Annotated in this window: 19 protein-coding genes and 2 pseudogenes; 8 read left to right on the top strand and 13 right to left on the bottom strand. The window is 47.8% G+C overall.

From position 1 onward, the window contains the following. Positions 1–59: 59 nt before the first annotated feature. The 10 genes from recG to gmk form a co-directional block, all read right to left on the bottom strand. Entirely contained in the window at positions 60–2135 is a 2076-nt protein-coding gene (gene recG, locus NE536_RS02425; RefSeq protein ID WP_106648359.1) for an ATP-dependent DNA helicase RecG, read from the bottom strand. Positions 2136–2320: 185 nt separating this feature from the next. Then, entirely contained in the window at positions 2321–2917 is a 597-nt protein-coding gene (locus NE536_RS02420) for a response regulator transcription factor (RefSeq protein ID WP_261271685.1), read from the bottom strand. Then, complete coding sequence (locus tag NE536_RS02415; protein ID WP_261271684.1) at positions 2917–3996, bottom strand: sensor histidine kinase; 1080 nt, start codon at positions 3994–3996, stop codon at positions 2917–2919. Before NE536_RS02415 ends, NE536_RS02420 begins: the two co-directional genes overlap by 1 nt. 131 nt (positions 3997–4127) lie before the next feature. Next, on the bottom strand, positions 4128–4832 hold the full coding sequence (locus tag NE536_RS02410) for a tetratricopeptide repeat protein (protein ID WP_261271683.1): 705 nt from the start codon (positions 4830–4832) through the stop codon (positions 4128–4130). Positions 4833–5046: 214 nt separating this feature from the next. After that, positions 5047–5991 carry a calcium/sodium antiporter gene (locus NE536_RS02405; protein WP_106648355.1) on the bottom strand — a complete coding sequence of 315 codons (945 nt, stop codon included), beginning with the start codon at positions 5989–5991 and terminating at the stop codon, positions 5047–5049. Between the two features lie 179 nt (positions 5992–6170). After that, positions 6171–7835 (bottom strand): AMP-binding protein, encoded by a 1665-nt coding sequence (locus NE536_RS02400; RefSeq protein ID WP_261271682.1) that lies wholly within the window; start codon positions 7833–7835, stop codon positions 6171–6173. 227 nt (positions 7836–8062) lie between these two features. Beyond that, positions 8063–8446, bottom strand: coding sequence for a RidA family protein (locus NE536_RS02395; protein ID WP_006079838.1), 384 nt, complete (start codon positions 8444–8446; stop codon positions 8063–8065). A gap of 25 nt (positions 8447–8471) precedes the next feature. After that, positions 8472–10577 (bottom strand): bifunctional GTP diphosphokinase/guanosine-3',5'-bis pyrophosphate 3'-pyrophosphohydrolase, encoded by a 2106-nt coding sequence (gene spoT / locus NE536_RS02390; protein WP_006079840.1) that lies wholly within the window; start codon positions 10575–10577, stop codon positions 8472–8474. Positions 10578–10622: 45 nt separating this feature from the next. Continuing rightward, on the bottom strand, positions 10623–10901 hold the full coding sequence (rpoZ, locus tag NE536_RS02385; protein WP_006079841.1) for a DNA-directed RNA polymerase subunit omega: 279 nt from the start codon (positions 10899–10901) through the stop codon (positions 10623–10625). A gap of 49 nt (positions 10902–10950) precedes the next feature. Continuing rightward, positions 10951–11583: a guanylate kinase gene (gmk, locus tag NE536_RS02380; protein ID WP_006079843.1), complete on the bottom strand. Its 633-nt coding sequence runs from the start codon at positions 11581–11583 to the stop codon at positions 10951–10953. Between the two features lie 252 nt (positions 11584–11835). On the opposite strand from gmk, the gene NE536_RS02375 reads away from it, so the two are divergent. The 3 genes from NE536_RS02375 to NE536_RS02365 all read left to right on the top strand — a co-directional run bounded on the left by NE536_RS02375 (position 11836) and on the right by NE536_RS02365 (position 15598). Next, on the top strand, positions 11836–13464 hold the full coding sequence (locus NE536_RS02375; RefSeq protein WP_259563120.1) for a hypothetical protein: 1629 nt from the start codon (positions 11836–11838) through the stop codon (positions 13462–13464). Positions 13465–13668: 204 nt separating this feature from the next. Beyond that, the gene (locus NE536_RS02370; RefSeq protein WP_259563121.1) at positions 13669–14541 is read left to right on the top strand and encodes an NTP transferase domain-containing protein; all 873 of its coding nucleotides are present in this window, start codon (positions 13669–13671) and stop codon (positions 14539–14541) included. Next, positions 14534–15598: a phosphotransferase enzyme family protein gene (locus tag NE536_RS02365; RefSeq protein ID WP_259563122.1), complete on the top strand. Its 1065-nt coding sequence runs from the start codon at positions 14534–14536 to the stop codon at positions 15596–15598. The genes NE536_RS02370 and NE536_RS02365 overlap by 8 nt, the downstream gene beginning before the upstream one ends. 105 nt (positions 15599–15703) lie before the next feature. Here the strand turns inward: NE536_RS02365 and NE536_RS22910 are convergent. Next, positions 15704–15892 (bottom strand): annotated as a pseudogene (locus tag NE536_RS22910) (hypothetical protein). Between the two features lie 157 nt (positions 15893–16049). On the opposite strand from NE536_RS22910, the gene NE536_RS02355 reads away from it, so the two are divergent. Next, positions 16050–17468, top strand: a complete 1419-nt coding sequence (locus NE536_RS02355; protein WP_259484329.1) for an MFS transporter — start codon at positions 16050–16052, stop codon at positions 17466–17468. Positions 17469–17477: 9 nt separating this feature from the next. On the opposite strand, the gene NE536_RS02350 is transcribed toward NE536_RS02355, so the two are convergent. Further along, on the bottom strand, positions 17478–18395 hold the full coding sequence (locus NE536_RS02350; protein WP_259563124.1) for a sulfotransferase family protein: 918 nt from the start codon (positions 18393–18395) through the stop codon (positions 17478–17480). A gap of 411 nt (positions 18396–18806) precedes the next feature. Between NE536_RS02350 and NE536_RS02345 the strand changes: the two genes are divergently transcribed. Next, entirely contained in the window at positions 18807–19922 is a 1116-nt protein-coding gene (locus NE536_RS02345) for a Fic family protein (protein WP_261271681.1), read from the top strand. A gap of 91 nt (positions 19923–20013) precedes the next feature. Here NE536_RS02345 and NE536_RS02340 read toward each other — a convergent pair whose 3' ends face one another. Next, positions 20014–21336, bottom strand: coding sequence for an ATP-binding protein (locus NE536_RS02340; RefSeq protein WP_261271680.1), 1323 nt, complete (start codon positions 21334–21336; stop codon positions 20014–20016). A 121-nt stretch (positions 21337–21457) separates the two neighbouring features. Here NE536_RS02340 and NE536_RS02335 point away from each other — a divergent pair. The 3 genes and pseudogenes from NE536_RS02335 to NE536_RS02330 form a co-directional block, all read left to right on the top strand. Beyond that, positions 21458–21946, top strand: a pseudogene (locus NE536_RS02335) (Fic family protein); the annotation flags it as partial. 291 nt (positions 21947–22237) lie between these two features. Beyond that, positions 22238–22351, top strand: a complete 114-nt coding sequence (locus NE536_RS22955) for an AlpA family phage regulatory protein (protein WP_310473078.1) — start codon at positions 22238–22240, stop codon at positions 22349–22351. A gap of 167 nt (positions 22352–22518) precedes the next feature. Beyond that, positions 22519–24030: an ATP-binding protein gene (locus NE536_RS02330; protein WP_259563126.1), complete on the top strand. Its 1512-nt coding sequence runs from the start codon at positions 22519–22521 to the stop codon at positions 24028–24030. Positions 24031–24032 lie beyond the last annotated feature (2 nt).

Genomic DNA, 24032 nt, shown 5'->3' with positions numbered 1-24032 from the left:
AAACAATTTATTTTGAGTATCGAGGCAGATGTCACTCCTCGGCCTTTCCCCTTTACAGCCTAAGCCTGCACATAGTGCTGCTTGTGCCCCAGCCAACGTAAGATAATCGCATCGACTTTTTCGGGGGCCTGCGCCATCACGTGATTTGCCAGTTTTTGAATATGCGGGATCAAAGCTTGATCGCGCACTAAGTCGGCAATTTTCAGTTCGGCCAGTCCCGTTTGCTTAGTGCCAAGCACTTCACCCGGGCCACGAATTTCTAAATCTTTCTGCGCTATGATGAAACCGTCATTACTTTGTCTGAGTACACTCAGTCTTTGGGTGGCGGTATGGCTCAATGGCGCCTTGTAGAGTAACACACAATGGCTTGCGATGGCGCCTCGGCCGACTCGTCCGCGTAGTTGGTGTAATTGCGCTAAGCCTAAACGTTCAGGGTTTTCAATGATCATCAGGCTGGAATTAGGCACGTCTACGCCGACTTCAATCACTGTTGTCGCCACAAGAAGATGAATGATGCCCGCCTTAAAATCGGCCATGATTTGTTGTTTCTCAGCGCTCTTCAACCTGCCATGCACTAGGCCAATATTGAGCTCGGGTAGGGCGAGGCGCAGTTCTTCGGCCGTGTCTTCGGCGGCTTGGCATTCGAGCACTTCGGATTCTTCAATTAGAGTACACACCCAATAGGCCTGACGTTTATCTGTGATGACGGCGTTACGCACCCGTTCAAGCACTTCGTTGCGGCGTGAATCGGCAATCGCCACTGTGGTTACTGGAGTTCGTCCCGGCGGCAATTCATCGATAATAGAAGTGTCGAGATCCGCATAGGCTGTCATCGCTAGCGTGCGCGGGATCGGCGTTGCCGTCATGATCAATTGATGCGGATGGAACCCTTGGCTCACGCCCTTTTCCCGCAGACCTAAGCGTTGGTGTACGCCGAATCTGTGCTGCTCATCTATGATAATTAACGCGAGTTTATTAAAGACCACATGCTGCTGAAAGATGGCATGGGTGCCAATCACCATTTGGGCTGCGCCGGATTCAATATCCGCAAGGGATTGCGCTCTTGCCTTGCCTTTAAGTTTACCCGCTAGCCAACCGACTTTAAGCCCGAGTGGTTCAAACCAAGCGGCAAAGTTAGTTGCATGCTGTTCGGCCAATAGCTCTGTTGGCGCCATCATGGCAACTTGATAACCGTTTTCAATCGCTTGCAGCGCAGCCATCGCCGCGACTAAGGTTTTACCCGAGCCCACATCCCCTTGCACTAAGCGCATCATAGGGTGCGGCTTTTCTAAATCTTTGCCTATATCGGCCACCACTCTTTGCTGGGCGCCTGTGGGCTTAAAGGGCAAAGCGGCAAGGAAGGGATTGAGCAACTGCCCCGTGGCCTGCATGGTCACTGCTGCATCTAAATTACTGCGCTGCCTTAGGCGTAGCATGCTGAGATTATGGGCGAGCAACTCTTCCTGCACCAGTCGCTGCTGGGCTGGGTGTTGGCCTAACTCTAAATCGAACTGAGAGATCCCCGCAGGAGGTCGATGTAGCGTCTGCAGCGCTTGTTTAAGGCTGATGTTATTCGGTTGCAACTGCGGTGGTAGCAGCTCAGTTAAACCGCCATCTTCCAGTAATGCCAAAGCTTGCTCGGTCAGCTTTAGCCAACTCGCCTGTTTTAAGCCCTCAGTTGTGGGATAAATCGGCGTTAGGGTATCGCTCAGGTGAACATCTTCACCGGGATAGACGACTTTGTATTCTGGATGCACTATCTCGGCTTGGTGACCACCACGGCGCACTTCACCGTAGGCTCGGATCATTAAACCATTTTGCATGGCATTACGCTGGGCGACGGAAAAGTTAAAGAAGCGCAGGCTCAAGCTACCCGTATCGTCCCGCACATTGCAGACCAGCATACGCTTGCGGCCTTGGATGATTTGCGTCGATTGGATTTCAGCTTCTATGGTGCCGTAACTGCCGGGCATAAGGGCGGCAATCGGATAGATTTGGGTTCTGTCTTCGTAGCGCAGGGGTAAGTGAAACAGCAGATCTTGTACTGTTGTGATGCCGAGCTTTGCGAGTTTCTCCGCGACCTTTTTGGCGACGCCTTTGAGGTCGGTGATCGGAACAAGATCCAATTGCTGCAAGTCGTTAGCACTCAATCACTGTGAATTTATACATATATTAACAGAGAATAAGCGTAAGGCAATCTCAAGCAGAATGAGGGACTTATTTGCTAGCCTAACTAACGTCAGTTTGCGGCCCTTAGGTTTTAGCTAAGGGGCGCAAAAATTGTCGATATGAACGAAAGAGCGGTTAACCGTTAATCTGATTACAACCAGCCCTTTTGTTTGGCGATGCGTGCTGCATCGATTCGGTTGCTAGCATTGAGTTTGGCTATGGCTTCGGAGAGGTAGTTGCGCACTGTGCCTTCGGCGATAAAGAGGGTTTCGGCGATGTCGGCGGTGGATTTGCCTTCACTGGCGAGGCGAAGGGCTCGGCGTTCTTTATCGTTGAGTGGGTCGACGTCACCAATTGCCATCATGGCCAGTTCAGGATCAATTATCCGTTTACCCGCCATCACTTGTTGAATCGCGTTGACTAAGGTTTCCGAGGGGGCATCTTTAAGCAGAAACCCGCCGACACCGGCTTCGATGGCGCGTTTGATATAGCCCGCGCGGCCGAAGGTAGTAATGACCACAACTTTAGTTTGGCTATGTTGCTCCTTTACCCAAGTTGCCAGCTCAAGGCCTGTGCGCCCGGGCATTTCGATATCTGTTAGCAAGAGATCAAAATTTTGCTGTTTGAGTAGGTTAAGGGCTTCGTCGCCGTCACTCGCTTGGGTGATATTAAAGCCTCCCGCAAGCGTGAGGAGTGCTGCGAGTGCGCCACGCACCATGGCTTGATCTTCCGCCAATAAAATCTTCATTAATCTGTTGCTCCCTGCAAAGGTAAACTGACGGTAAATGCATATCCTTGTTCGAGATTATAGCTCAAGCTGCCACCTAAAATGTCGAGACGTTCGCGTATGCCAGTGAGGCCATTGCCTTCGGCGATAGGTTTACTTGTGCCATTATCTTTGACTTCAAGGATTAGTCGATCTGGCTGTTGAATAAAGTCGATAATACATTGACTTGCGCCGCTATGGCGTAAAATATTATTCACCAGTTCAGTGACAATTAATCCCAGCTGGCTCTCCATTCTGGCGGGTAGTTTAGGGATATTGCCTGTCAGCTCGACACTGATCCCTTTTTCCCTCAATAGTTTACACAGTTGTGTCACGCTATCCGCGAGACCCTTATGTTTGTAGTCAGATACGGTGTGACGAATTTGGCTGAGGCTCTCGCGGGCGATTTGACCTAGTTCATTAAGCTGGGTAGTGGCCAGTTGGTATTCTTGTTTTGCCAGCAGTTTTTCGGCCAGTTCCGCCTTAAGCGCAATCGAAGACAAGCTGTGGCCCATGATGTCGTGTAGATCGCGGGCAATGCGTTCTCGCTCAACCATAGCCGCTAAGGTACTAATTTCTTGAGTGCTTTGCTGTTCTTTCACTTTATGTTGATGACGCCTGCGTTCGGCAACGCCAAACATGCCTACACCGAGCACCAATCCTGAGCCATAAAGCGGAAAGTAGTAACTGTTAAAGTCGTAAATCTCATTGAGGGCAAACAACAGGCCGATTAAGGCGGCAATAGCCAACAGACAGGTTCTGAGAGGATAAAAAAAGCCAATGAAAAAAGCGGCAAAGGTGAATAGCGAGATAGATCCTGGGTTGATTGGGGTGATTGCTGTGGCGATGGCCACCATCATCAGAATGGGGCGATAGGCGCTATTCTGATTGCACTTATAGGCCCAAAAATAACTGGCAATAAAAGGAATTAGCACGGCAAAGCTAAGGGCGATTTTCCATGCTGGATACGCATTGATGGCAAGCGGAATAAGATAAAACACTAAGTTTATCAAATACACCCAAGCGAGTTTTCGTTCGAGCTGAAGGGGAGTGCTCATCATGATGCCTCTGTGAAACTGTGTTGATTGTTCATAGTTGCCCCTTGAATGCTAAAGGAGGCATCTGCCTTGATTTATTCTGTTTAGGGGTTGGCGCTGGGGTCAGCGCCATCAGTCCCTGTTAACAATGGGATCTAGTTTGCACTTAATTGCTGATTTTGTTGAAGCAAAAATTTTGCCCAACCGTAATCTGCTTGCACTTTGATCGCCTGTTGCCAATCTTCAATCGCGCCTTGGGTATCGCCTAATTCCTGTTTAGCGAGTCCGCGCCAGGTATAAGCTTCGGCTTCGCCCCAACAAATGTCGTCGCAAGGTTGGGCGAATCTTTCTATGGCGGTAGTGGCGAGCGTCTTAGCATTTTGCATGCTGCCGCCAAACATAGCTGGGGTGTTATAGGCGGCGATGGCTTTCACCAATGCGACCCGCGGATTGTGAGGTGCTAATTGTTCGGCGTTGGCAATGGCATTGGCTGATTTCATCCCGAGCGTTGCGCCTTTGCTATTGTCTAAAGCGATTTGCATGCCATAAACCGACGATAACAGCGCTAGGGATTCGGCGTCAGCTTGGCTGGTTTCTAAGGCTTCCAGAGCCGTTTGCGCATTGGTCAGAGCACTACTGGCGAGGGCTTTTTGCCCCATGACATTGGCGCTGATGGCTAAGCGATAGTTCGCATAGGCTTTGTCGTAATCTTGGGTGCTGGCACTCAGTTGTTGCAGCTGCGCTAGGTTCATCGAGTTTGAGGCTGCATCTATGTTAGTGATGTTAGCGTTAGAGGGCGACGCTGCAAACGCGTGGCTGCTGATAAGCGCTAAGCTTGAGACGAGTAGAAATGTTTTCATGGTATTTCCTTATTGAGTGAGTTTCCCAGTGCTTGGGTACGGACTCATTATCAGAAATTCGTTAGGAGAAATGCAGACACAAAGGTCATGGCTTTCGCATGACAAATGTCATTAGTTGAAGGGTGTTAAACTTGTCTTTTTTAAAAAGTGCGAAACTCAGATAGCAAAACACCGGAGAGGCTCCGGTGTTTTAAGTGGGGATTACCGCTGAGTGTTATACCAAAGCTTGAGCGCTCGCTTGGTTGATCAGGTAACCCATATAGCCTAAATAGCTCAGTAGTAGTACAGAGCCTTCGCGGCGGCCGATGCGCAATCCCGTCCATGCAAAAGGCAGAATCACAACGGCTAAGGCTAGCATCACCATAAAGTCGAAGGGTTGGAAGCCGAGTGATGACACTGGATGCACTATGGCAGTAACGCCTAAAATGCCCAAAATATTGAACAGGTTAGAACCAACAACGTTGCCGATAGCGATATCGCTTTGGCCTTTTAATGCCGCAATCACTGAGGTCACTAACTCTGGCATACTGGTACCAATCGCCACGATCGTTAAGCCGATAATGACTTCGCTCACGCCGAAGGTTTTTGCTAAATCTACTGCGCCGTTTACAAACAGAATACCGCCGCCAACTAGCATGCTGATGCCGACTAGGATGAACAAGCCAGAAAGTAGTGGGTTATTCGGCCCCGCTTCAATTTCTTCCTCATCATTGCTGTTTTTCGAGCTGATGTAGCTAAAGGTTAAATAACCAAACAGCAGTGAAAGCAGTATTACACCGTCAATTAGGCTGAGTTCACCGTCTAATAAGAGCCCCCAGAACAGCATAGAAGCCAATATCATCAAAGGGATATCGCGCTTCACCACTTGGGATTGCACTTGGATAGGGCGGATTAGTGCCGTGATCGCTAGGATTAAACCTATGTTGGCAATGTTAGAGCCGATAACGTTACCTAAGGCGATACCACTGTTTCCGGCGAGGGCAGATTTGACACTCACAGCCAGTTCTGGTGCGCTAGTACCAAAGGCAACAATAGTTAAGCCTATGATAAGTGGCGTAATACCTAAGCGTAGGGCGATAGAACTCGCGCCACGGACTAGGGCTTCGGCGCCTAAGGTTAAAATAATAAAACCGCCAATAATCGAGAGTGTAATTAGCATCACGGGACTTTGTTAAACCTATATTGAATGGGAAAGTACAAGGGAATCATCCCTTAGCCGACAGACGCACATGATACGTGGTTTTATCGAAATTTGACAGAATATGTCATAAAAAAGCACGCCGAGGCGTGCTAGATTTGAGCCGATAACTACATTGGCTATCTCTATGTTTTGCTGAGTTATTTCTGTGTTAACTCATCTTCCCAGCGAACTTGAGCGCCACGAATACCATCAACGCGTTCGCTAAACGCTTTTTCAAGCACATGGCGTTTGATCTTCAGCGTCGGCGTTAGTACATCGTTTTCAATCGTCCAAGGATCGCTAACCACGACAATCGCATCCACATGTTCGTGTGACTCTAAGTGCGGATTCACGCTATCGAGTGTCGCCTTGAGTGAAGCGCGGACTTCTTCACGGGCCTGCAAACTAGCGCCTTCGGATAATTGCACTAATGCGATCGGATGCGGCAGGCCAGAGCCAATCACGCAGATCAGTTCAACATGCGGGTCCTGCGCCAATTTACGTTCAATCGGCACGGGCGCGACATATTTTCCCTTGGCGGTTTTGAAGTTGTCCTTCACTCGGCCAGTAATGGTCACGCAACCATCGGCATCGATAGAGCATAAATCGCCAGTGTGGAAGAAACCATCGGCGTCGAAGGCCGCAGCAGTGGCTTCGGGCTGCAGATAATAAGCCGTCATCAACCCTGGACTCTTAAGCAGTAGCTCACCATCTTCCCCTTGGCGGATCTGACAATCCTCAACCGGGCGACCTACTGTGCCAATTTTACGGGCATCGAAGGGGTAGTTGATAATCGAGTAGGCGCAGTTTTCTGTCATACCCCAAGCTTCACAAATGTTCAGACCAATGCTGTGATACCAGTGGATCAGCGACGGCGGAATGGGCGCAGAGCCAGAGCCGAGTAAACGACAATGGTTTAAACCTAGGCCTTTATGGATTTTGTGCTTCACTAAGCTGCTGATTAACGGGATCTTCAGCAATAGATTCAGTTTACTAACACCAATTTTGTCTATGATGTTTTTCTGGAACAGGCTCCACAAACGCGGCACTGAGAAGAATACCGTCGGTTTTGCCCTTTGCACGTCGGCGACGAAGGAGTCGAGACTCTCGACGAAGGCGACCACGCTGCCGGAATAGAAGGATGAACCTTCAATCGCGACGCGCTCTGTGATGTGCGCTAAAGGCAAATAGGATAACAGTCTGTCATCGCCGTCGGTGCGTAAATCACGCACTACCGCTTGGCAGGTCCAGCCATAGCTAGCGAAGGTTTGAATCGCGCCCTTAGGTTGACCCGTCGAGCCAGAGGTATAGATAAGTGTCATCACTTGATCTGGCAGCGGCAGCGGCGCATCAACTAGGGGATAACCTAGTTTAAGTAATTGTTCCCATTGATATTGGGCTGGCATTGTATCGTAGGGCATAGCAAGGCGTAGCAGCTCGCCGCCGACACCGGCTTCTTGGTCGGCCCAATGGTCGAGCTTACCGAGGAAAATGGCTTTTGCACCGCTGTGTTGCAGCACATAGCGAATAGTATCTGTGTTGGCCGTTGGGTAAATCGGCACGCTGACATAGCCGCCGTGCATTAACGCAAGGTCGGTGATAAACCATTCGGCGCAGTTTTTAGAGAGTACGGCAATTTTATCACCGCGCTCTAGGCCTAGATGCTGTAAGGCACCGGCCAGTTGTTGCACTTTTTCTTGAACTTCGGCCCAAGTAAAATCAAGGAATTGACCCTTGATAGGTTGGCGTAAATAGACTTGATCCCCCTGAGTCTTAGCCCAGTGCGCCAGCATTTCAATTGGCGTCTTAATCGCTGTATCCATTGGCAATTCCCTGTTCTTTATTGTTATTTTGGCTGCACCCAGTATGGCGAGTTTTGTGAGCCCGCGCAAATAGTTTACAGGATTGTAAAATATGAGAATGGAGCCCAAAGCCTACAAGCTGAGTATGAAAATAAGATGAAGAGAATGGCAAGCGGGAAAGAGGAGGGTGGCGGCAACAAAAAAGGCGCCGCAGCGCCTTTTTGTTGGTTGAAGGGGAATGCCAGAGCTTACAGCTCCATCACGCCATCCATTTCAACTTGAGAATCCTTCGGCAATTGCTTCACGCCGATAGCTGCACGGGCAGGGTATGGCTGGCTGAAGTAACGGCTCATGATTTCATTCACTTTTGCAAAGTGGCTTAAATCAATCAGGAAGATGTTGAGCTTAACGATATCGTTGATTGAACCACCCGCAGCAGTACAAACCGCCGTTAGGTTTTCAAATACTTGCACCACTTGAGCTTCAAAATCATCGCTGACAATTTGCATTGTGCTTGGCACAAGCGGAATTTGGCCGGATAAATATACTGTGCTGCCGACTTTGACGGCCTGTGAATAAGTGCCGATGGCCGCAGGGGCGTTTTCGGTCGCTATAATAATTTTTTCTGCCATGACGCTCTCTCTAATGTTGAGTTAATTAACGATTACGGGACGTACGCAGCACTTCGGGCAGTACCCTAATTCGGCGCATCACGTTGGCTAAATGGATCCTGTCTTTCACCGAAATCCGCAGGTTGATCAAATACACGCGGCCATCTCGTTCCTCTGTACTGAGGTTGTGAATGTTCGAGCCTTCGGCGGCAATGATCGAGGTGATCTTCGCCAGTGCGCCTTGGTGGTTAACGATTTCCACCCGCAGGTTGGCTTGGTAATCAACGCCTTCGACATTATCCCATTGCACAGGAATATACTTGTCAGGCTCGCCTTGATAACCACGAATGTTGGCGCAGTTTTCCATGTGCACCACTAAGCCCTTACCTTGGCTCACGTGGGCAATTACAGCATCACCAGGGATTGGGCGACAACAGTTGGCGAAGGTAACGAGCATACCTTCGGCGCCACGGATTGGCATCATGTGGCCGTCGCGGCTTTCTTGATTCTCAAGATTATCGCCAATCAAACGCTGGGCGATAACGATGCTCATGGCATTGCCAAGGCCGATGTCGGCGAGCAGTGAATCGAGCGTGGTATGTTTAGTATCGCGAATGACTTTTTCAATCTGCTCAGGCGGAATGCTGTCGAGCTTAGTCTTGCCGAGCGCATGGTTGAGCAGGCGGCGACCAAGCGCAATCGCGTCATCACCCTTAAGGCTCTTTAGCACTTGGCGGATTTTAGCGCGGGCCTTACCTGTTACCACAAAGTTTAACCAAGCGGCATTCGGACGCGCGCCTTTAGCGGTAATGATTTCAACGGTTTGGCCTGAAATTAACGGCTGGCTGAGCGGATACGCTTGGCGGTTAACGCGGGCACCGACGCAGGTATTACCCACATCAGTATGCACTTCGTAGGCAAAGTCTACCGCGGTGGCATTCACGGGTAATTCCAGAATGCGACCTTCAGGGGTGAACACATAAATCTCTTCTGGGAAGAGTTCAGTCTTCACGTTTTCAACGAATTCGAATGAGGTACTGGCGCTTTGTTGTAATTCCAACAAGCTTTGCATCCACTTACGGGCACGCACTTGAGTTGTCGTGCCTTGGCCTGTTTGCGCACCGCCTTTGTAGGCCCAGTGTGCGGCAACTCCTTTGTCGGCCATCTGGTCCATATCTTCGGTACGAATTTGGATCTCAACGGGCACGCCGTGTGGACCAAACAAAGAGGTATGGAGTGACTGATAACCGTTGGCTTTAGGGATAGCGATATAATCTTTGAAACGACCGGGGCGAGGTTTATACAGTCCGTGCATGGCGCCGAGTACGCGATAACAAGTGTCGATGGAATCGACTATCACCCTAAAGGCGTAGATATCCATCACTTCTTGGAATTGCAGCTCTTTACTCTGCATCTTGTTATAGATGGAGTAGAGATTTTTCTCGCGGCCTTTAACTTTCCCTGGAATACCAGCATCGTTTAAGCGCGTATAAACAGCGGCTTCAATGCCTTGGATCAATTCTTTGCGATTGCCACGGGCAGCTTTAACGACTTCTTTGAGCACCCGATATCGCATGGGGTAATACGCTTGGAAACCTAAGTCTTCTAACTCTGTCTTGATGTTATGGATACCGAGACGGTTAGCGATGGGCGCGTAGATTTCTAAGGTTTCGCGGGCGATACGGCGACGTTTGTCGGGACGCAGGGCGCCTAAGGTACGCATGTTGTGGGTTCTATCGGCAAGCTTGATGAGGATAACGCGGATATCCTGCGTCATCGCCATCATCATTTTACGGAAGTTTTCAGCCTGAGCTTCTTTCTTGTCGCGAAATTTAAGCTTATCGAGTTTTGACACGCCTTCGACGAGCTCGGCCACCGCGACACCGAATAGTTCGGCTAAATCGTCTTTGGTGACATGAGTATCTTCGATAGTGTCGTGGAGCAGTGCTGCCATCAGCGTCTCATGATCAAGACGCATGTCAGCAAGGATGCGGGCAACCGCAACCGGATGAGTAATATAAGGTTCGCCACTCGTGCGCATTTGCCCTTCGTGGGCATCGCGCGCAATCTGGTACGCCTGCTTGAGCAATTCTACCTGTTCGGGTTCTAAGTAACCGGAAGCAGACTCCTTTAGACCTTCAAACAGATACAAGTGGCAGCTCTCCTTTTACCTAAACAGGTGTTTACTCAACAACTCTTATAATGAACGGCCTTCAGCAATGGCTGAAACTGCTGCAATTTCAGCGGCTTCACGTTCACGTACCGTTTGACGCTCATCGGCATCTAAGGTGTGAGCGTTAACTAAACCTAGTTCGATTTCACGCAGGGCGATAACCGTTGGTTTGTCGTTCATCTCTTCAACCATAGGGTCTTTACCCTGCACGGCGATTTGGCGAGCACGACGCGCCGCAACCAAGATCATATCAAAACGGTTGCCGATTTGTTCTACGGCGTCTTCTACAGTTACGCGAGCCATGTGTTGAAACTCCAGTTTATCTAGGGAAAAAATGACGCAAAATTGTACACTATGACAGTTGGCCTGCCAACAGATCGTTAAGCATATCATTTTGCGCGTGGATCTGACTAGCACAGGTTAAGCGCTGACTGCGAATGATGGCACGCAAATCAGCTAACGCAGTGTCAAAATCGTCGTTGACGATAATAAAATCATATTCTTTATAGTGGGACATTTCCGATACGGCTTGTGCCATACGGCTGGCGATCACATCGCTACTGTCTTGTCCACGGCCAGTGAGGCGGCGTTCTAGCTCGGCTTTCGAGGGTGGCAGAATAAACACACCAACGGCATCGGGCATCACAGCTTTAACTTGCTCGGCACCTTGCCAGTCGATATCGAGGAAAACATCGATACCTTGGGTGAGCGTATGTTCAATCACATGCCGCGAGGTACCATAGTAATTGCCGAACACTTCTGCCCATTCAAAAAAGGCATTTTCAGCAATTAACGCTTTGAATTGTTCAACATTAACGAAGTGATAGTGCTGACCATCGACTTCACCTGGGCGTGGCGCGCGGGTGGTATGTGATACCGAAACTTGCATGTCAGCGGGCTTATCTTTAAGCAAGGCCGAGATCAGCGAGGATTTACCTGCGCCACTTGGCGCCGACACAATAAATAAATTTCCGCGTGCGGTCATGAGCTAAATATCCAATTGGTTAACGCAAGAAGGGCCCAGAAAGCCGAGCATTATACCGATTTTGACCATAGAAATACTAGGGCTTGTAGGCCAGCAATTTAAGCCTATTTTAGATTTACTTCGATATTATGCGCATTTTTATCCGACTAGGGTCGTAGGCACTGACAATTGCGGGTAAATTGGTTACGCTCGTGCGAATAAGGCAATGAGTGTCTTTTTGTCTCTCGTTTTTACAACAATAAAGGAAGGGTCGTGCTGTTAAAATCTCTTTTCTGCCTTCACGGGCGTGATTCTCGTCCCCGCTTTGTCGCAATCAGTGTTGGCGTTTACGTCTGTATTGCACTTGCCGCCGCTGCTTTTGGGGCTAATTTCCTGATGTATTTACTGGCATTGTTGGGCTTACCTTTATTAGGGCTCGCCAGTTTGCGTCGTTTGGCCGATGCCGATAAGTCAAAAGGCTTGATTGGCGTATTCCTATTACCCTTATTTATTTTCATCGGGCTGTTAACGGCCGATGTGCATATTGCGTTGATCGGCTTGAGTTTAGTGTTAGCCGCGGGGCTGACATTTTGGGGCTGGCGTTTACCGGCGCCAACCATAGTCGATTATCGCTACGGTTATTTCGGCCCTGAGCTGGATGCGCCAACATCGCAGGCTATGCCTAGGCGCCGTGTGGAGCCGACGATCGTTCCAAAGGCGGCTAAAGAGATAGAAACTCAAGATGTTGCCGCAAGACAGGCAGGCAAATCGACCGCCCATATTCAAGCGCAGCCTCAAGTTGAGCGACATGAGCCGCATGTTGAGCAGTCGCATGCGCAGGCCATTAGCGCCGCAACGGCCTCTGAGCCTGAGGTGGATTTATCTGCCCATGTTGAACCCATTGCTGCTGAGTCTAATGTCGCTGAACCTATTATCGCCTCGACTATGAGCGCGGCGGATGCCGAGCTTGAGGCCCAGCGCCAAGATGAACTGCGTTTTGATGCTTTAACTCGGATGACGCAAAATCCTGCCGATTTTGTGGTGCCCGACAGTCATGCGGATTTTCGCCCAGCTAATGCTAGCCGTATTGAACAGACCAATATTGATTTAGTCGACGTTGATGTCGCTAATGTTGATTTAAAACATGTCGACTTTAACGCGGCCCAATTAGATCCTGCCGAACGCAGTACAGAACCGGGTTGGCGTTTTGCCGCCGAAGAAGATGATGAGCCGGATAGCTTTAACGATCGAGATCATGCCGAAGAAGTGCGTCAACGCCGCGCCGAAGCGAAAGATTCTGGCTCGATGACCGAGCTGTTTCGCGGTTTGTTCGAGTTTTTAGCGCCGCTAAAGCGGTTCTTCGTACTACCTAAGATTAAGCTGCCTAAACTGGAACGCCGTTATTGGCGTCCTGCGGGGATAGGTTGTGGTGTTGTGGTCGTGCTCGCCTTAGTGTGGGGCCTTTGGCCAAATGGCGATGCTGAGACAGGCGACGGCGCAGAAGTGGTAACAGTTAACGCGATTGCACCCTATGCGGGTGAGCGGGTGACGCTCGCGCTACCTGACGGCTTTTCTGTGGCGCTGGAGGATGACATCTTGATCATGCGTTGGCTCGGTGAGAAAGGTAAAGCGCAAAACCTGTGGTCCTTAGCGACGGCAAAGGGCGATAAAACCTGTAGCCTGTTGTCCTTTAACAATGGCACTGACTATCGCCCTGTGACTGTGGATTTGAAAGCCGACTCAGCAACCGAGGCGCGATTCACCCCACTCGATACCCAAGCCATCATAGTGGACCTTGCGCGCCGTGGCAGTATCAGCCTGTGTGGTTATAAGTTCAGTCTTAAGGGCAGCCAAGCGATATTGGAACAGAATCGCACTTTTGGTGATTACATCGCGCGTTGATTTAGACTGCAAGTTAGGTCGCAGCTTAGGTCAGCAACATAAGTCGATAAAATTTCTGCTTAAATGCTAGTCACAATTAGAGGGGTAGATTACACTTTTGCTCCTCTTTTTCTCAAACCGCGTTTTAAATGCGCTATGCCTTGGTATTGGACGCGGCGGTTTGGGGAAACATCTTTAAATTTGAACTGAATATATCAATCCAGCATGAATACAGAATTGACCTTAGTCATTATGGCTGCAGGGCTAGGTAGTCGTTTCGGCGGCGATAAGCAATTGGCAGCGCTCGGTCCCGCTGGCGAACCCATGTTGGTGTTATCGATCATGTCGGCCATTCGCAGTGGCTTTCAGCGTGCTGTGCTGGTGATCCGCCCTGAGTTAGAAACTGAGTTAACTGAGATACTGACACGGTTTTTGCCCGCCGATTTTGCCTATCATTTTTGCTATCAAGCCTTAACGGATTTACCCGAAGCGGCGCAGCTGGTTGATCTCAGCCACAGGCTTAAACCTTGGGGCACGGCCCATGCACTGTGGAGTGCGCGCCATCTTGTTAAAGGACCAATGGCCGTTATCAATGCCGATGATTTTTATGGTGATAGCGCTTTTGCCTCGTTAGCCAAAGGCTTAAGCAGGAGACCGACAGAGTGGATGATGGTGGCTTATCCCATAGAACTCACATTGTCGGAGCACGGCGGTGTTAACCGGGGTCTGTGTCTGGTGGAAAATGGTCAGCTTAAATCGGTTGCCGAGTGGCTCAATATCGCCGATAAAGCTGGTCAATTGGTGGGTGATGGCCCACAGGGGCATGCGAGTTTGCCGCCAGCGTCCTTGGTATCTATGACATGCTGGGGCTTCTCCCCAAGCATATTTGATGTTATTAAACGTGAATTAACCGAATTTATCGGGCAACAGGGTCAACAACCTAAGTCTGAATGTTACTTGCCCGCCATAGTACAAGCGGGCATTGAGCAAGGTTTGCCTGTCTATGTCGATGTTGCCTGTGAGCCTTGGCTCGGCGTGACTTATCCGCAGGACACTGTCTGGGTAAAACAAAAATTAACGGAGTTATTGAGTGATTGAACTCATCAGGCAGTCAGTGTTGCCTCATTTTGGTATTGAATCTGCCGAGGCAAAAATTTCTGCCCTCGGTAATGGCCACATCAATGACACCCTTTTGGTGCGCTGGCCAGCGGGCGAATTAGTATTGCAGCGTATTAATACTGAGGTATTTAAAACGCCCAACGCTTTGGTTAGCAATGCCGATAAAATTAGCCATCATTTATGCGCTAAGTCGTTGCAGCAACAATACGGCCTGAAAGTCGTTAGCCCTTGTTTAACCCAAGAGGGCGAGTTGGCTATTGATTTAGGCGAACAAGGATTTTGGCGCGCGATCAGTTACTTGCCCCATAGTCTCAGCATTGAAGTGGTTAAGTCGGAACAAGAAGCGGAAATGGCGGCCAAGGCCTTTGGTCATTTTGCTTCAGCCTTGAGTGACTTTGATGCGACTCAGCTCGAAGATGTGATCCCCCAGTTTCACCACTTACCGGGACGCATGGCCTTGTTACAACAGGCCGCCGAGCTCGATAGCCAACACCGTTTAGATCTCTGCCGTCATTGGGTTGATTACGCGTTATCTCAGCAGGCTTTGCTGGATGAACTCGCGGAAATATCGCCAAAGCTGCCGCTGCGAATTTGTCATAACGACACTAAAATCAATAATATGCTTTTCGATAAACGCGATATGTCCAGCATGGCGATTATCGATTTAGATACCTGCATGAAAGGTCATCTGATGTATGACTTTGGCGATATGGTCCGCACTTTCTGCTCGCCAGAGGAAGAAGACTCAACGGCCTTGGATAAAGTCCAAGTGCGCCAAGATATCTTCGCCGCAATTTGCCGTGGCTACTTGAGCGAGTTGGGTGATGTCTTAACAGAAGACGAAAAACGCAGTCTGTGGCTCGGTGCGCGGGTGATTTGTTTGATGATAGGCGTGCGTTTTTTAACGGATTATCTTAACGGTGATGTGTATTTCCATATCCACCGCGAAGGCCATAATTTGGACCGCGCCGCTAACCAGTTTACCTTGTACCAAAGCTTGCTCGACCAAGAAACGGTACTTAAAGCCCATTTCTAAGTCAGGATATGGATCTTGGTGATTGCGCCAGTTTATCGCTCCAATGCACGGATAAACACAACGCCCAAGGCTTTGCTTTGGGCGTTTGGCTTTAATACGATTGCTTTAAGCCCTAGGCAGATGGCATTTCATCCGACATAATCGAGCAATCATACCAATCGTATTAAATATCTGTTCATTCAGCGGGAGTTCAACGCGCTTTAGACAAGGCGAAGGCTTAAAGGCATAGTGGTGCTCTGTCTAAAGCCTTGAACGCAGTATAAAGCGCGTTGAAACCCGCCCTTCGGGAGCCACACAGGCATCCCACTCCGGTGTTGCATTGACTTAAAAGGGAATAACCATTTCTGCGTCAATGCGCCTTGGATTGAGATGCCTGTGAGGCTCTGAACTGATTAGATATTTAATGTGATTGGTATAAAATCCCTTAATATTATATGGATTTGTGCTTGGTATGGATTCACCTGTGGCGCAGCCGTTAGTCACTTGTTCACGGCGCAGCGAACGTAACTCTTGGTTAAGATGTACCCTGCGTCGCTCGCAGCAGGAGGCGGTTGCCTCGTCTATGATGACGGCGACCAGCGATAACTTCTTCAATGCCTACGCTATTTTTCTCGGTGCCAGCCTGGCGCAGATGGGCTTTGTCACAGGTTTACCTCAGCTTTTTGGCGCTATCTCCCAGCTTTTATCTGTCTGGCTCGCCAGCCATTTCTCCCGCCGAACTTTTATCGTATTTTGTGCCGCCTTTCAGGCCTGTGTTGTGCTGGCGATGGGCGCGTTAGCCGCTTTCGGCCCTGAACATGCGGTGTGGATCTTTATCGCTTTAGCCGTTGGTTACCATGGCTTTATCAATCTAATTCAACCCCATTGGCGGGCGTGGATGGGCTCTATTGTTCCCGAACGGCGCCGTGGCACTTTTTTCGCCGCGCGCACTCGGCTCACTATGGGCGCATCTTTGAGTGTGTTCTTTATTGGCGGCGGCATACTCACCTTAACCGACTCGATGCAGATGGCGTGGCTGGGCTTTAGTCTGTTGTTTTCTATCGCGGCGATGGGTCGGTTTGTCTCGGCTTGGTTACTGTTGCAGATGCACGATCCCGATCCGCGTGAGCCCAAACAGCGCGGTGTATTTTTGCAGACGATTGGTCATTTTCGCGAGGCGTGGAAGGATAAAACTTTTCGTCAGTACAGTTTGTTTGTCGCCAGTATGCAGGGAATGGTGGCGATCTCAGCGCCATTTTTTGCCGTTTATATGTTGGAAGGCTTGAAGTTTACTTATCTCGAATTTGTGTTCGCCAGTGTGGCTTCGATAGCGACTCAATTTGTCACCTTGCGATTTTGGGGTCGCTTTAGCGATCAATTCGGCAATCGTTTAGTGATGATCATCACCAGTTGTATGATCCCAAGCTTGCCGCTGATGTGGCTATTCTCGGATAACTATCTGTATATCTTAGCTATCCAAGCTTTCTCTGGCTTGGCGTGGAGCGGCTTTACCTTAAGCACGGCAAATTACCTTTATGATATCCGCCCCTTTCGCAGTGACTTTGCGACCTACGCCGCTTTGCAAGCAGCCTTGAGTGCGGCCTGTGTATTTGTTGGCGCGATATTGGGCGGCACTATTGCCTCCCATGCGGCGGATTTTTTAGTCTGGTCGGGTTGGGATAGCGTGTTATCGAGCCCTATCTTCGTGGTGTTTTTAGTCTCGACCGTACTGCGAGCCTTAGTGACACTCTGGTTTATTCCGCGCTCGGTCGAACCTAAAGTGCGTCCAAGGCCGCAGTTACTGCAACTTATCTTCCGTATCCGCGGCTTTAATGCGATTTCGGGCGTGAGCCTCGATTGGCTCACTGTGGTAAAACGCCGCAAGCAATAGGGCGTACAGCTAAAGCGTATAGTCGAAAAACTTACGGCTTTGCGGGCCAGCGCTATTACTGTTCACCTTATTGGGATGTTTATATTCATGCCAAGCCGCGACGTGTGTACCAGCGTTTAATTTAGGGAAATCCAGTCCATGCTCGCTGGTGTTGACTGGCTGTGGTTGGACGGCGGCCTTTGCCTGACTCGTTCCTTCCTGTGATATCTGGCTTGGTGCACTTTTTATTTGAGAGTCCGAGAATGCCCTATCTGTCACTTGGCCTAAGGTTGGGCAATCCGTGGTTAACCCCAAAAATTGCAACAAGCGACTCAAGCTCCCCGCATGGCTTATATCGAGCGTGATAAAATCTTCGCGGCCATGAAAGTAAGCGAGCACTTCGTTTTGATGCCTTTGATAACAAGCAATAAGATGTGCCTCATCCGCGGGATCCGTCACTTTATCGATTGCAAACGTGTGCCGAAAACTGCGTTTCATAATCGGGTGGAATCGCCCCGATTTTGCTTCTAAATGCGGCAGCATTTTACCCAGCAGCATTTGCATTGAAGGCACCCACTTCGCCATATCACGCTCGAGGTAGACAAATTTGGCCTGCGGGAATAGACCATCAAGCTGCCGATAATCACTAAAACAGGGCACATCAGAAATCGCATCGGCCAACATAAACGCCTGTTTAGTAAAGGCCATGTGCGCCACTTTAAGCCCTTGCTCCAATAACGCCACACTCACACTCGTCGTACCCGTACGCGGTAGGCCTATGATAAAAACCTTCTGTTTTTTTACACTTGCCTGTTCACTACAGAGCGTATTCGAATTTTCAGGATTCATCTCATCTGGCGTGGCAATCTGTGAATGACCAGTGTGCTTTGCATTGCCAGTAAGTTGAACATGAGTAGTGATAGGTGAATTGTTGGCATTATCAGGCATAGATTGGGCTCAGAATGTGTGCAAGCGGTGCGGTGTAAGCAATGAGTTTTCACATCGGCGTTTCGCATTGGCGTGTCAAATCAGCGGCGACAGTATATCTCAGCACGAAGGCTTTGTCGGTGGCTATACATAAAAGTCACGAACAACGGCAATGCACCCAGTAAAGGCGAACCGTATTGTGTGATAACTGAAGTGTCGCTGCACAATAATAGCAAGTGTGGAAGCTCATAAGGCTTAGAAACTGAGCTTCCGGATTACCAACAAGGCTCATTTCCCTGCATTGCATAGCCATGTTGGTATTGATGAGGCGATTATGAGCGCTATTCGACTCATAATGTGAGGCGAATATGTTTGTTAATCGCCTCATTATGTGAGTAGAATAGACTTGTTATTTGACTCGTGGGGTAAGATATGTGGATTTGGCAGCAAGCTGATTGGCCTAAGTTTCATTGGAATACCAGCAGCATTGATGCCTTGCTGCGTCAGGTCTATTTCAATCAGGGCCAGCTGCTTGGCAAGCAAATGCTAAGTCACGACGACAGCCTGTTAACGTCAGACGCTGCACTCGACACCTTACTCGCTAACATTATCCATTCCAGTGCCATCGAAGGTGAAAAGCTCAATGCTGCTTCAGTGCGCTCATCCTTAGCTAAAAAACTCGGAGTGACTGAAGATAAACCGTATCCGACAACAGCGCAAACCGATGGTTTAGCTGACATTATGCTCGATGCCTTAAAAAATTTAGAGACTGAATTAACCCTCGAACGGATATTGGGCTGGCATCAGCAGTTATTTCCGCTGGGTTACACATTACTTAACCCTGTTATTGGTGGAACGCTGCGTGGCGATACACCTATGCAGGTTGTCTCTGGCCGCATTGATAAACCAACAGTGCATTTTGAGGCACCCTCTAGATCGGCATTGGATGCTGAACTCTCGCAGTTCATCGAATGGTTTAATGCTTCACGGCAAGATCCGGGTTTAGATCCGCTTATCCGTGCGGCGATAACTCATCTTTGGTTTGTTACTCTGCATCCGCTTGATGATGCTAATGGGCGCATCACGCGTTTATTGACTGATTTAGCTTTGGCGCAAGCGGAGAAACGCTCGATTCGTTTTTACGCTATGTCGGTCAGTATTCTTGCCCGTCGCCAAGCCTACTATGACATTTTAGAGTCCACTCAAAGGGGTGATGTAGATATTACTCCTTGGTTAGTCTGGTTTTTTGAAACCCTCAATGACTGCTTACTCAATGCGATGGCAGATGTGAGCAGAACGCTGTCGAAAACTCAGTATTGGCAAAGTGTCGACCAATCTTTATTGAGTCAGGAGCAAGCCAAAGTACTCAATCGGATGTTAGACGGCGATTTTGAACTAGGGATTAATAGTAGCCAGTATCAAAAAGTCGCTAAGGTGAGTCGCGCCACCGCCACCCGTCATCTTGCGCAAATGGTCGAACAGCGCTTTTTAGTAAAAGCCGACGCCGGCGGCCGAAGTACGAGGTACTTATTGCCGAATGGGAAGTAGGTTGTTTCAATGAGCTTAATTCGCTAAATAAATGGCTAAGCAACCTCAAGTTGTTGAAGCTAGCTGTTTGAGTTGCTTGGCGACGGATCATTTAGCTTAATAAGTGTTTCTTAACGACATGCTCAGTGTAATACAGCGGAAAAACGAGATGTTTTTGCTCAAGGGCCGACGAGCCTTGAGTTCCTGTCAACTTGATCGTTTTATGTGGATTGCATTTCTCTATATATGACTGTAGCGATTTAGCTCTTGTGCGTTTGCCACTTTTTACTTCGACAGGGATGATATCCCCTTCATCCGTTGCCAAAATAAATTCGATTTCGGCACGGGCGTCATTCCATGAATAACTTGGGTCAATGCCAATGGCGGTGAGTTCTTGCTGCACAAAGTTTTCTGCCACATACCCTTTGTATTCATAGTTTTGTTGCTTGATCTCTTTATAACTACTACCCAGCATATGATTGAGCAGGCCTACATCAAACAGAAACAGCTTGACCATATTTTCTTTTTTATAGGCCGCCAGAGGCGATTTCGGCAACCCTTCAATAGGATAGTTTGGCAAGGCTAAGCGGCAGCAGTTAAGCCAATGGATTGCGGTTTCAAAATCGCTATAACGAGATTTACGCTCATGCACATGTTTAAATTTAAAGCGTTTAACGGACTCATCGCTCATAAGTGATAGCTGCGCTGGAATGCTATTGAACACCGATTCAATTAGTGTGGCATCGACCTTGCCCGCGTATTTACCAAAATCGCGGCGATAACCTTCAACTAAATCGGCATGAATTTTAGAGACTTTTTCAACACGCTCTAAAATGCTTGATTCTTTAAACTGATACCAAGCAGAAACCGCTTCCGGCATACCTCCTGTAAAAAAGTAGTCCGTCAGTTTCTCCATCAATTTAGTGTGTACTGCCGCCGTGCTTGCCTGGGCTTCAAAGGCTTTGATTAGCGTTTGTTCGTTTGATGCGTAAATAAATTCTTGGAAGGTCAGTGGTCGTAAATTGTATTGCTCTACCTTGCCAACGGGAAAGGTGTTGAGCAAACCAATGTTCGAGCCGCTGGCCGCGACAAAATAGGAAGGTGCTTTTTCAGCAAAATACTTTAGTGAGGTAACGGCACGTTCACATTCGCCAATTTCATCTAAGATCAGCAGATCGGTTTCTGGGTTGAACGTTTGGTTGGTCAACAGCTCAATGTTCATTAACAGCTCGTCAGGAGACAATGAGCCATCGAACGCTTGTTTGTAAGCTGGGTTTTCAAGGAAGTCGATACGAAGGACGTTGGTAAACGTATTACCAAACAACTCTTGCAGCAGATACGTTTTACCCGTTTGCCTCGCGCCATCGATCAATAATGGCTTACGCATAGGTTGGTTTTTCCACGCAATTAAGGCGTTGAGTAAGATGCGCTGCATTGTCTTTTCCTGCCTATTAAGATTGTTAATCGGCCTACACTATAACCTATTCTACACATTTACGCGCATAAAAGTGGGTGTTTTATCATTTTTATGCGCATTAAAGTGCGCATAGAATTCGCTTGATGATGGTAATGGGCGCATCATGCGTTTATTGACTGATTTAGCTTTGGCGCAAGCGGAGAAACGCTCGATTCGTTTTTACGCTATGTCGGTCAGTATTCTTGCCCGTCGCCAAGCCTACTATGACATTTTAGAGTCCACTCAAAAGGGCGATGTCGATATTACTCCTTGGTTAGTCTGGTTTTTTGAAACCCTCAATGACTGCTTACTCAATGCGATGGCAGATGTGAGCAGAACGCTGTCGAAAACTCAGTATTGGCAAAGTGTCGACCAATCTTTATTGAGTCAGGAGCAAGCCAAAGTACTCAATCGCATGTTAGACGGCGATTTTGAACTAGGGATTAATAGTAGCCAGTACCAAAAAGTCGCTAAGGTGAGCCGCGCCACCGCCACCCGTCACCTTGCGCAAATGGTCGAGCAAGGCTTTTTAGTGAAAGCCGACGCCGGCGGCCGAAGTACGAGGTACTTATTGCCGAGTGGGAAATAGAGGCAAGTTTACCTTTGTGGTGGTGCTCAATGATCACTTGCCGAACATCTTTCCCGTGTGTAATGACGGCCTATGTCGTAAGTAATCGATTAGTTTATGTCATAGGCATAATGCCTCCTTATTTCAAAAAACAGCTGGTGGACTCAATGCCACTAGCTGCTTAGCTGTGCCATAAATTAGTTACAGCAAAGAGATGATATATGTGAGAATTAGTGCGTCCTGTTTGTATGTAATTGATCAATAATTTTTTTAGGCGAAGCCCATGTTGTGATTTAAGTTGAGGTATTCACTATGAGATTAATTAAACAGAAAGAAGTAATGGATTGTATAGGGCTGGACCGTTCAACTATCTACAGCTATGTGTTATTGGCTAAAGAGGGCTGTAACAGCCTTTATATGGGTTGAAAGAGGCCTGAAGGACTGGATTTTAGAACGGATTACCGATCAAATCGTCAAAAAACAGTAAATCATTCGAAAAGAATTAAAAATTGATGAATAAAAGTATGGATATTTAGTCGTTTAATGGTAAAAATGCGTAGTAACCCTATAATTTATGGTGCAATTTTGGAGCTATGTTGCCTAACTGTACGAATGTAATTGATGCGACACCTAAGGCTGACTTTCTAATTAAGTCTATTGCTGAGCAGGGATATACCCTTGAAGCTGCAATTGCTGACTTAATCGATAACTCAGTTACTGCTAACTCTAATGTAATCCAAGTATTGCTAGATTCAGACATCGAGCCATTTCAGTTGTTTTTAGCTGACAATGGCGATGGCATGTCGATTGATGAGCTGATCCATAACATGCAATTTCCAAGTTCGAATCCAGAGGGGGAGAGAGCTCAGTTTGATTTAGGGCGGTTTGGTCTTGGGATGAAGGCGGCTTCATTCTCTCAGACTCGGAAATTTACTGTATTGTCGAGAAAACGAGGAGAAGAGGATTACCATGGACTAACTTGGGATGTCGATCACTTAGTAAAAACCAAGTCGTGGGAGATAGTAGTTAATAACCAAGCTGAAATTAATCAACTTTTAAGTGATTTTAATAAGTTAAACAATGAGTTTAACAGTCAAGTTTCAGAGTTTTCTCCAAATACAATAGTTATTTGGTCAGGGCTTTATAAGTTTGAAAAATATCTTAAAGAGCATAATAGGAAAAAGGCATTACATAGAGAAATCGTTCAAAATACCACAGAACATTTGGGGATTATTTTCCATAGGTTTTTAGAAAACCCTGAAAACCCATTAACTATTAGGGTTAATAATTCACATATTAGGTCGTTCAACCCATTCCCTGAAAGTAAACAAAGCCTTAGAAAACTTGAGTTTAGGCAAAAGGACTTCGGTAAAGACAACATAAAATTAGAAGGGTTTATTTTACCCTCATCCAGTATTAAAGACTCACAACAACCAGGTAACACTTGGACACCCTCTAATAAAAGCCTGTTAGATATGGAAGGTGTATATATCTATCGCGCAAATCGGTTGATAATTTATGGTGGTTGGAATGGCTTAATCAGAAAGGCTCCTAGACTTCAACTGGCTAGGTTAAGAGTCGATATCGGAAATAAAGCTGATCATTTACTCCACTTAAATGTAGCTAAATCTCAAGTCATGATCCCTCATGACCTAATTAAAGCTTTTAAAGGGTATGTTGAAGAACTAACGGCTGAAGCTGAAAAGGAGTTTTACAATAGGGGGATAAAGAAATTTGATCATAGCCCAAGTGATAAAGAAGCCAAGTTTCTTCGAAAAATTCATTCTAACAAAGGCCCGTTACTAGAGATGAATTACGAATTTCCGTTACTGAATGATTTGGTAGGTTCATGTAACTCAGAACAAAAAACCAAGTTAAATTTGTTAGTTAGAATGATCAATACCACTATCAATAAAATTAGAGATACGCATGAAGACGTACCTTTTTATAAATGCGAAGAAACTAAAAACATTAATTTTGGTGAAGCCATCTTGAACCTTAGAAAAAATGGCTACAGCAATGATTTTATTAAGAAAAATCTCATCAGTGAACTAGGTATAGACTTAACGACGTTACCTACTGATATTCTTGAAATACTGGAGTAATA

It is taken from the genome of Shewanella septentrionalis (assembly GCF_025370265.1).
Lineage (GTDB): Bacteria > Pseudomonadota > Gammaproteobacteria > Enterobacterales > Shewanellaceae > Shewanella > Shewanella hafniensis.
This window is presented reverse-complemented; position numbering and strand designations above follow the sequence as displayed.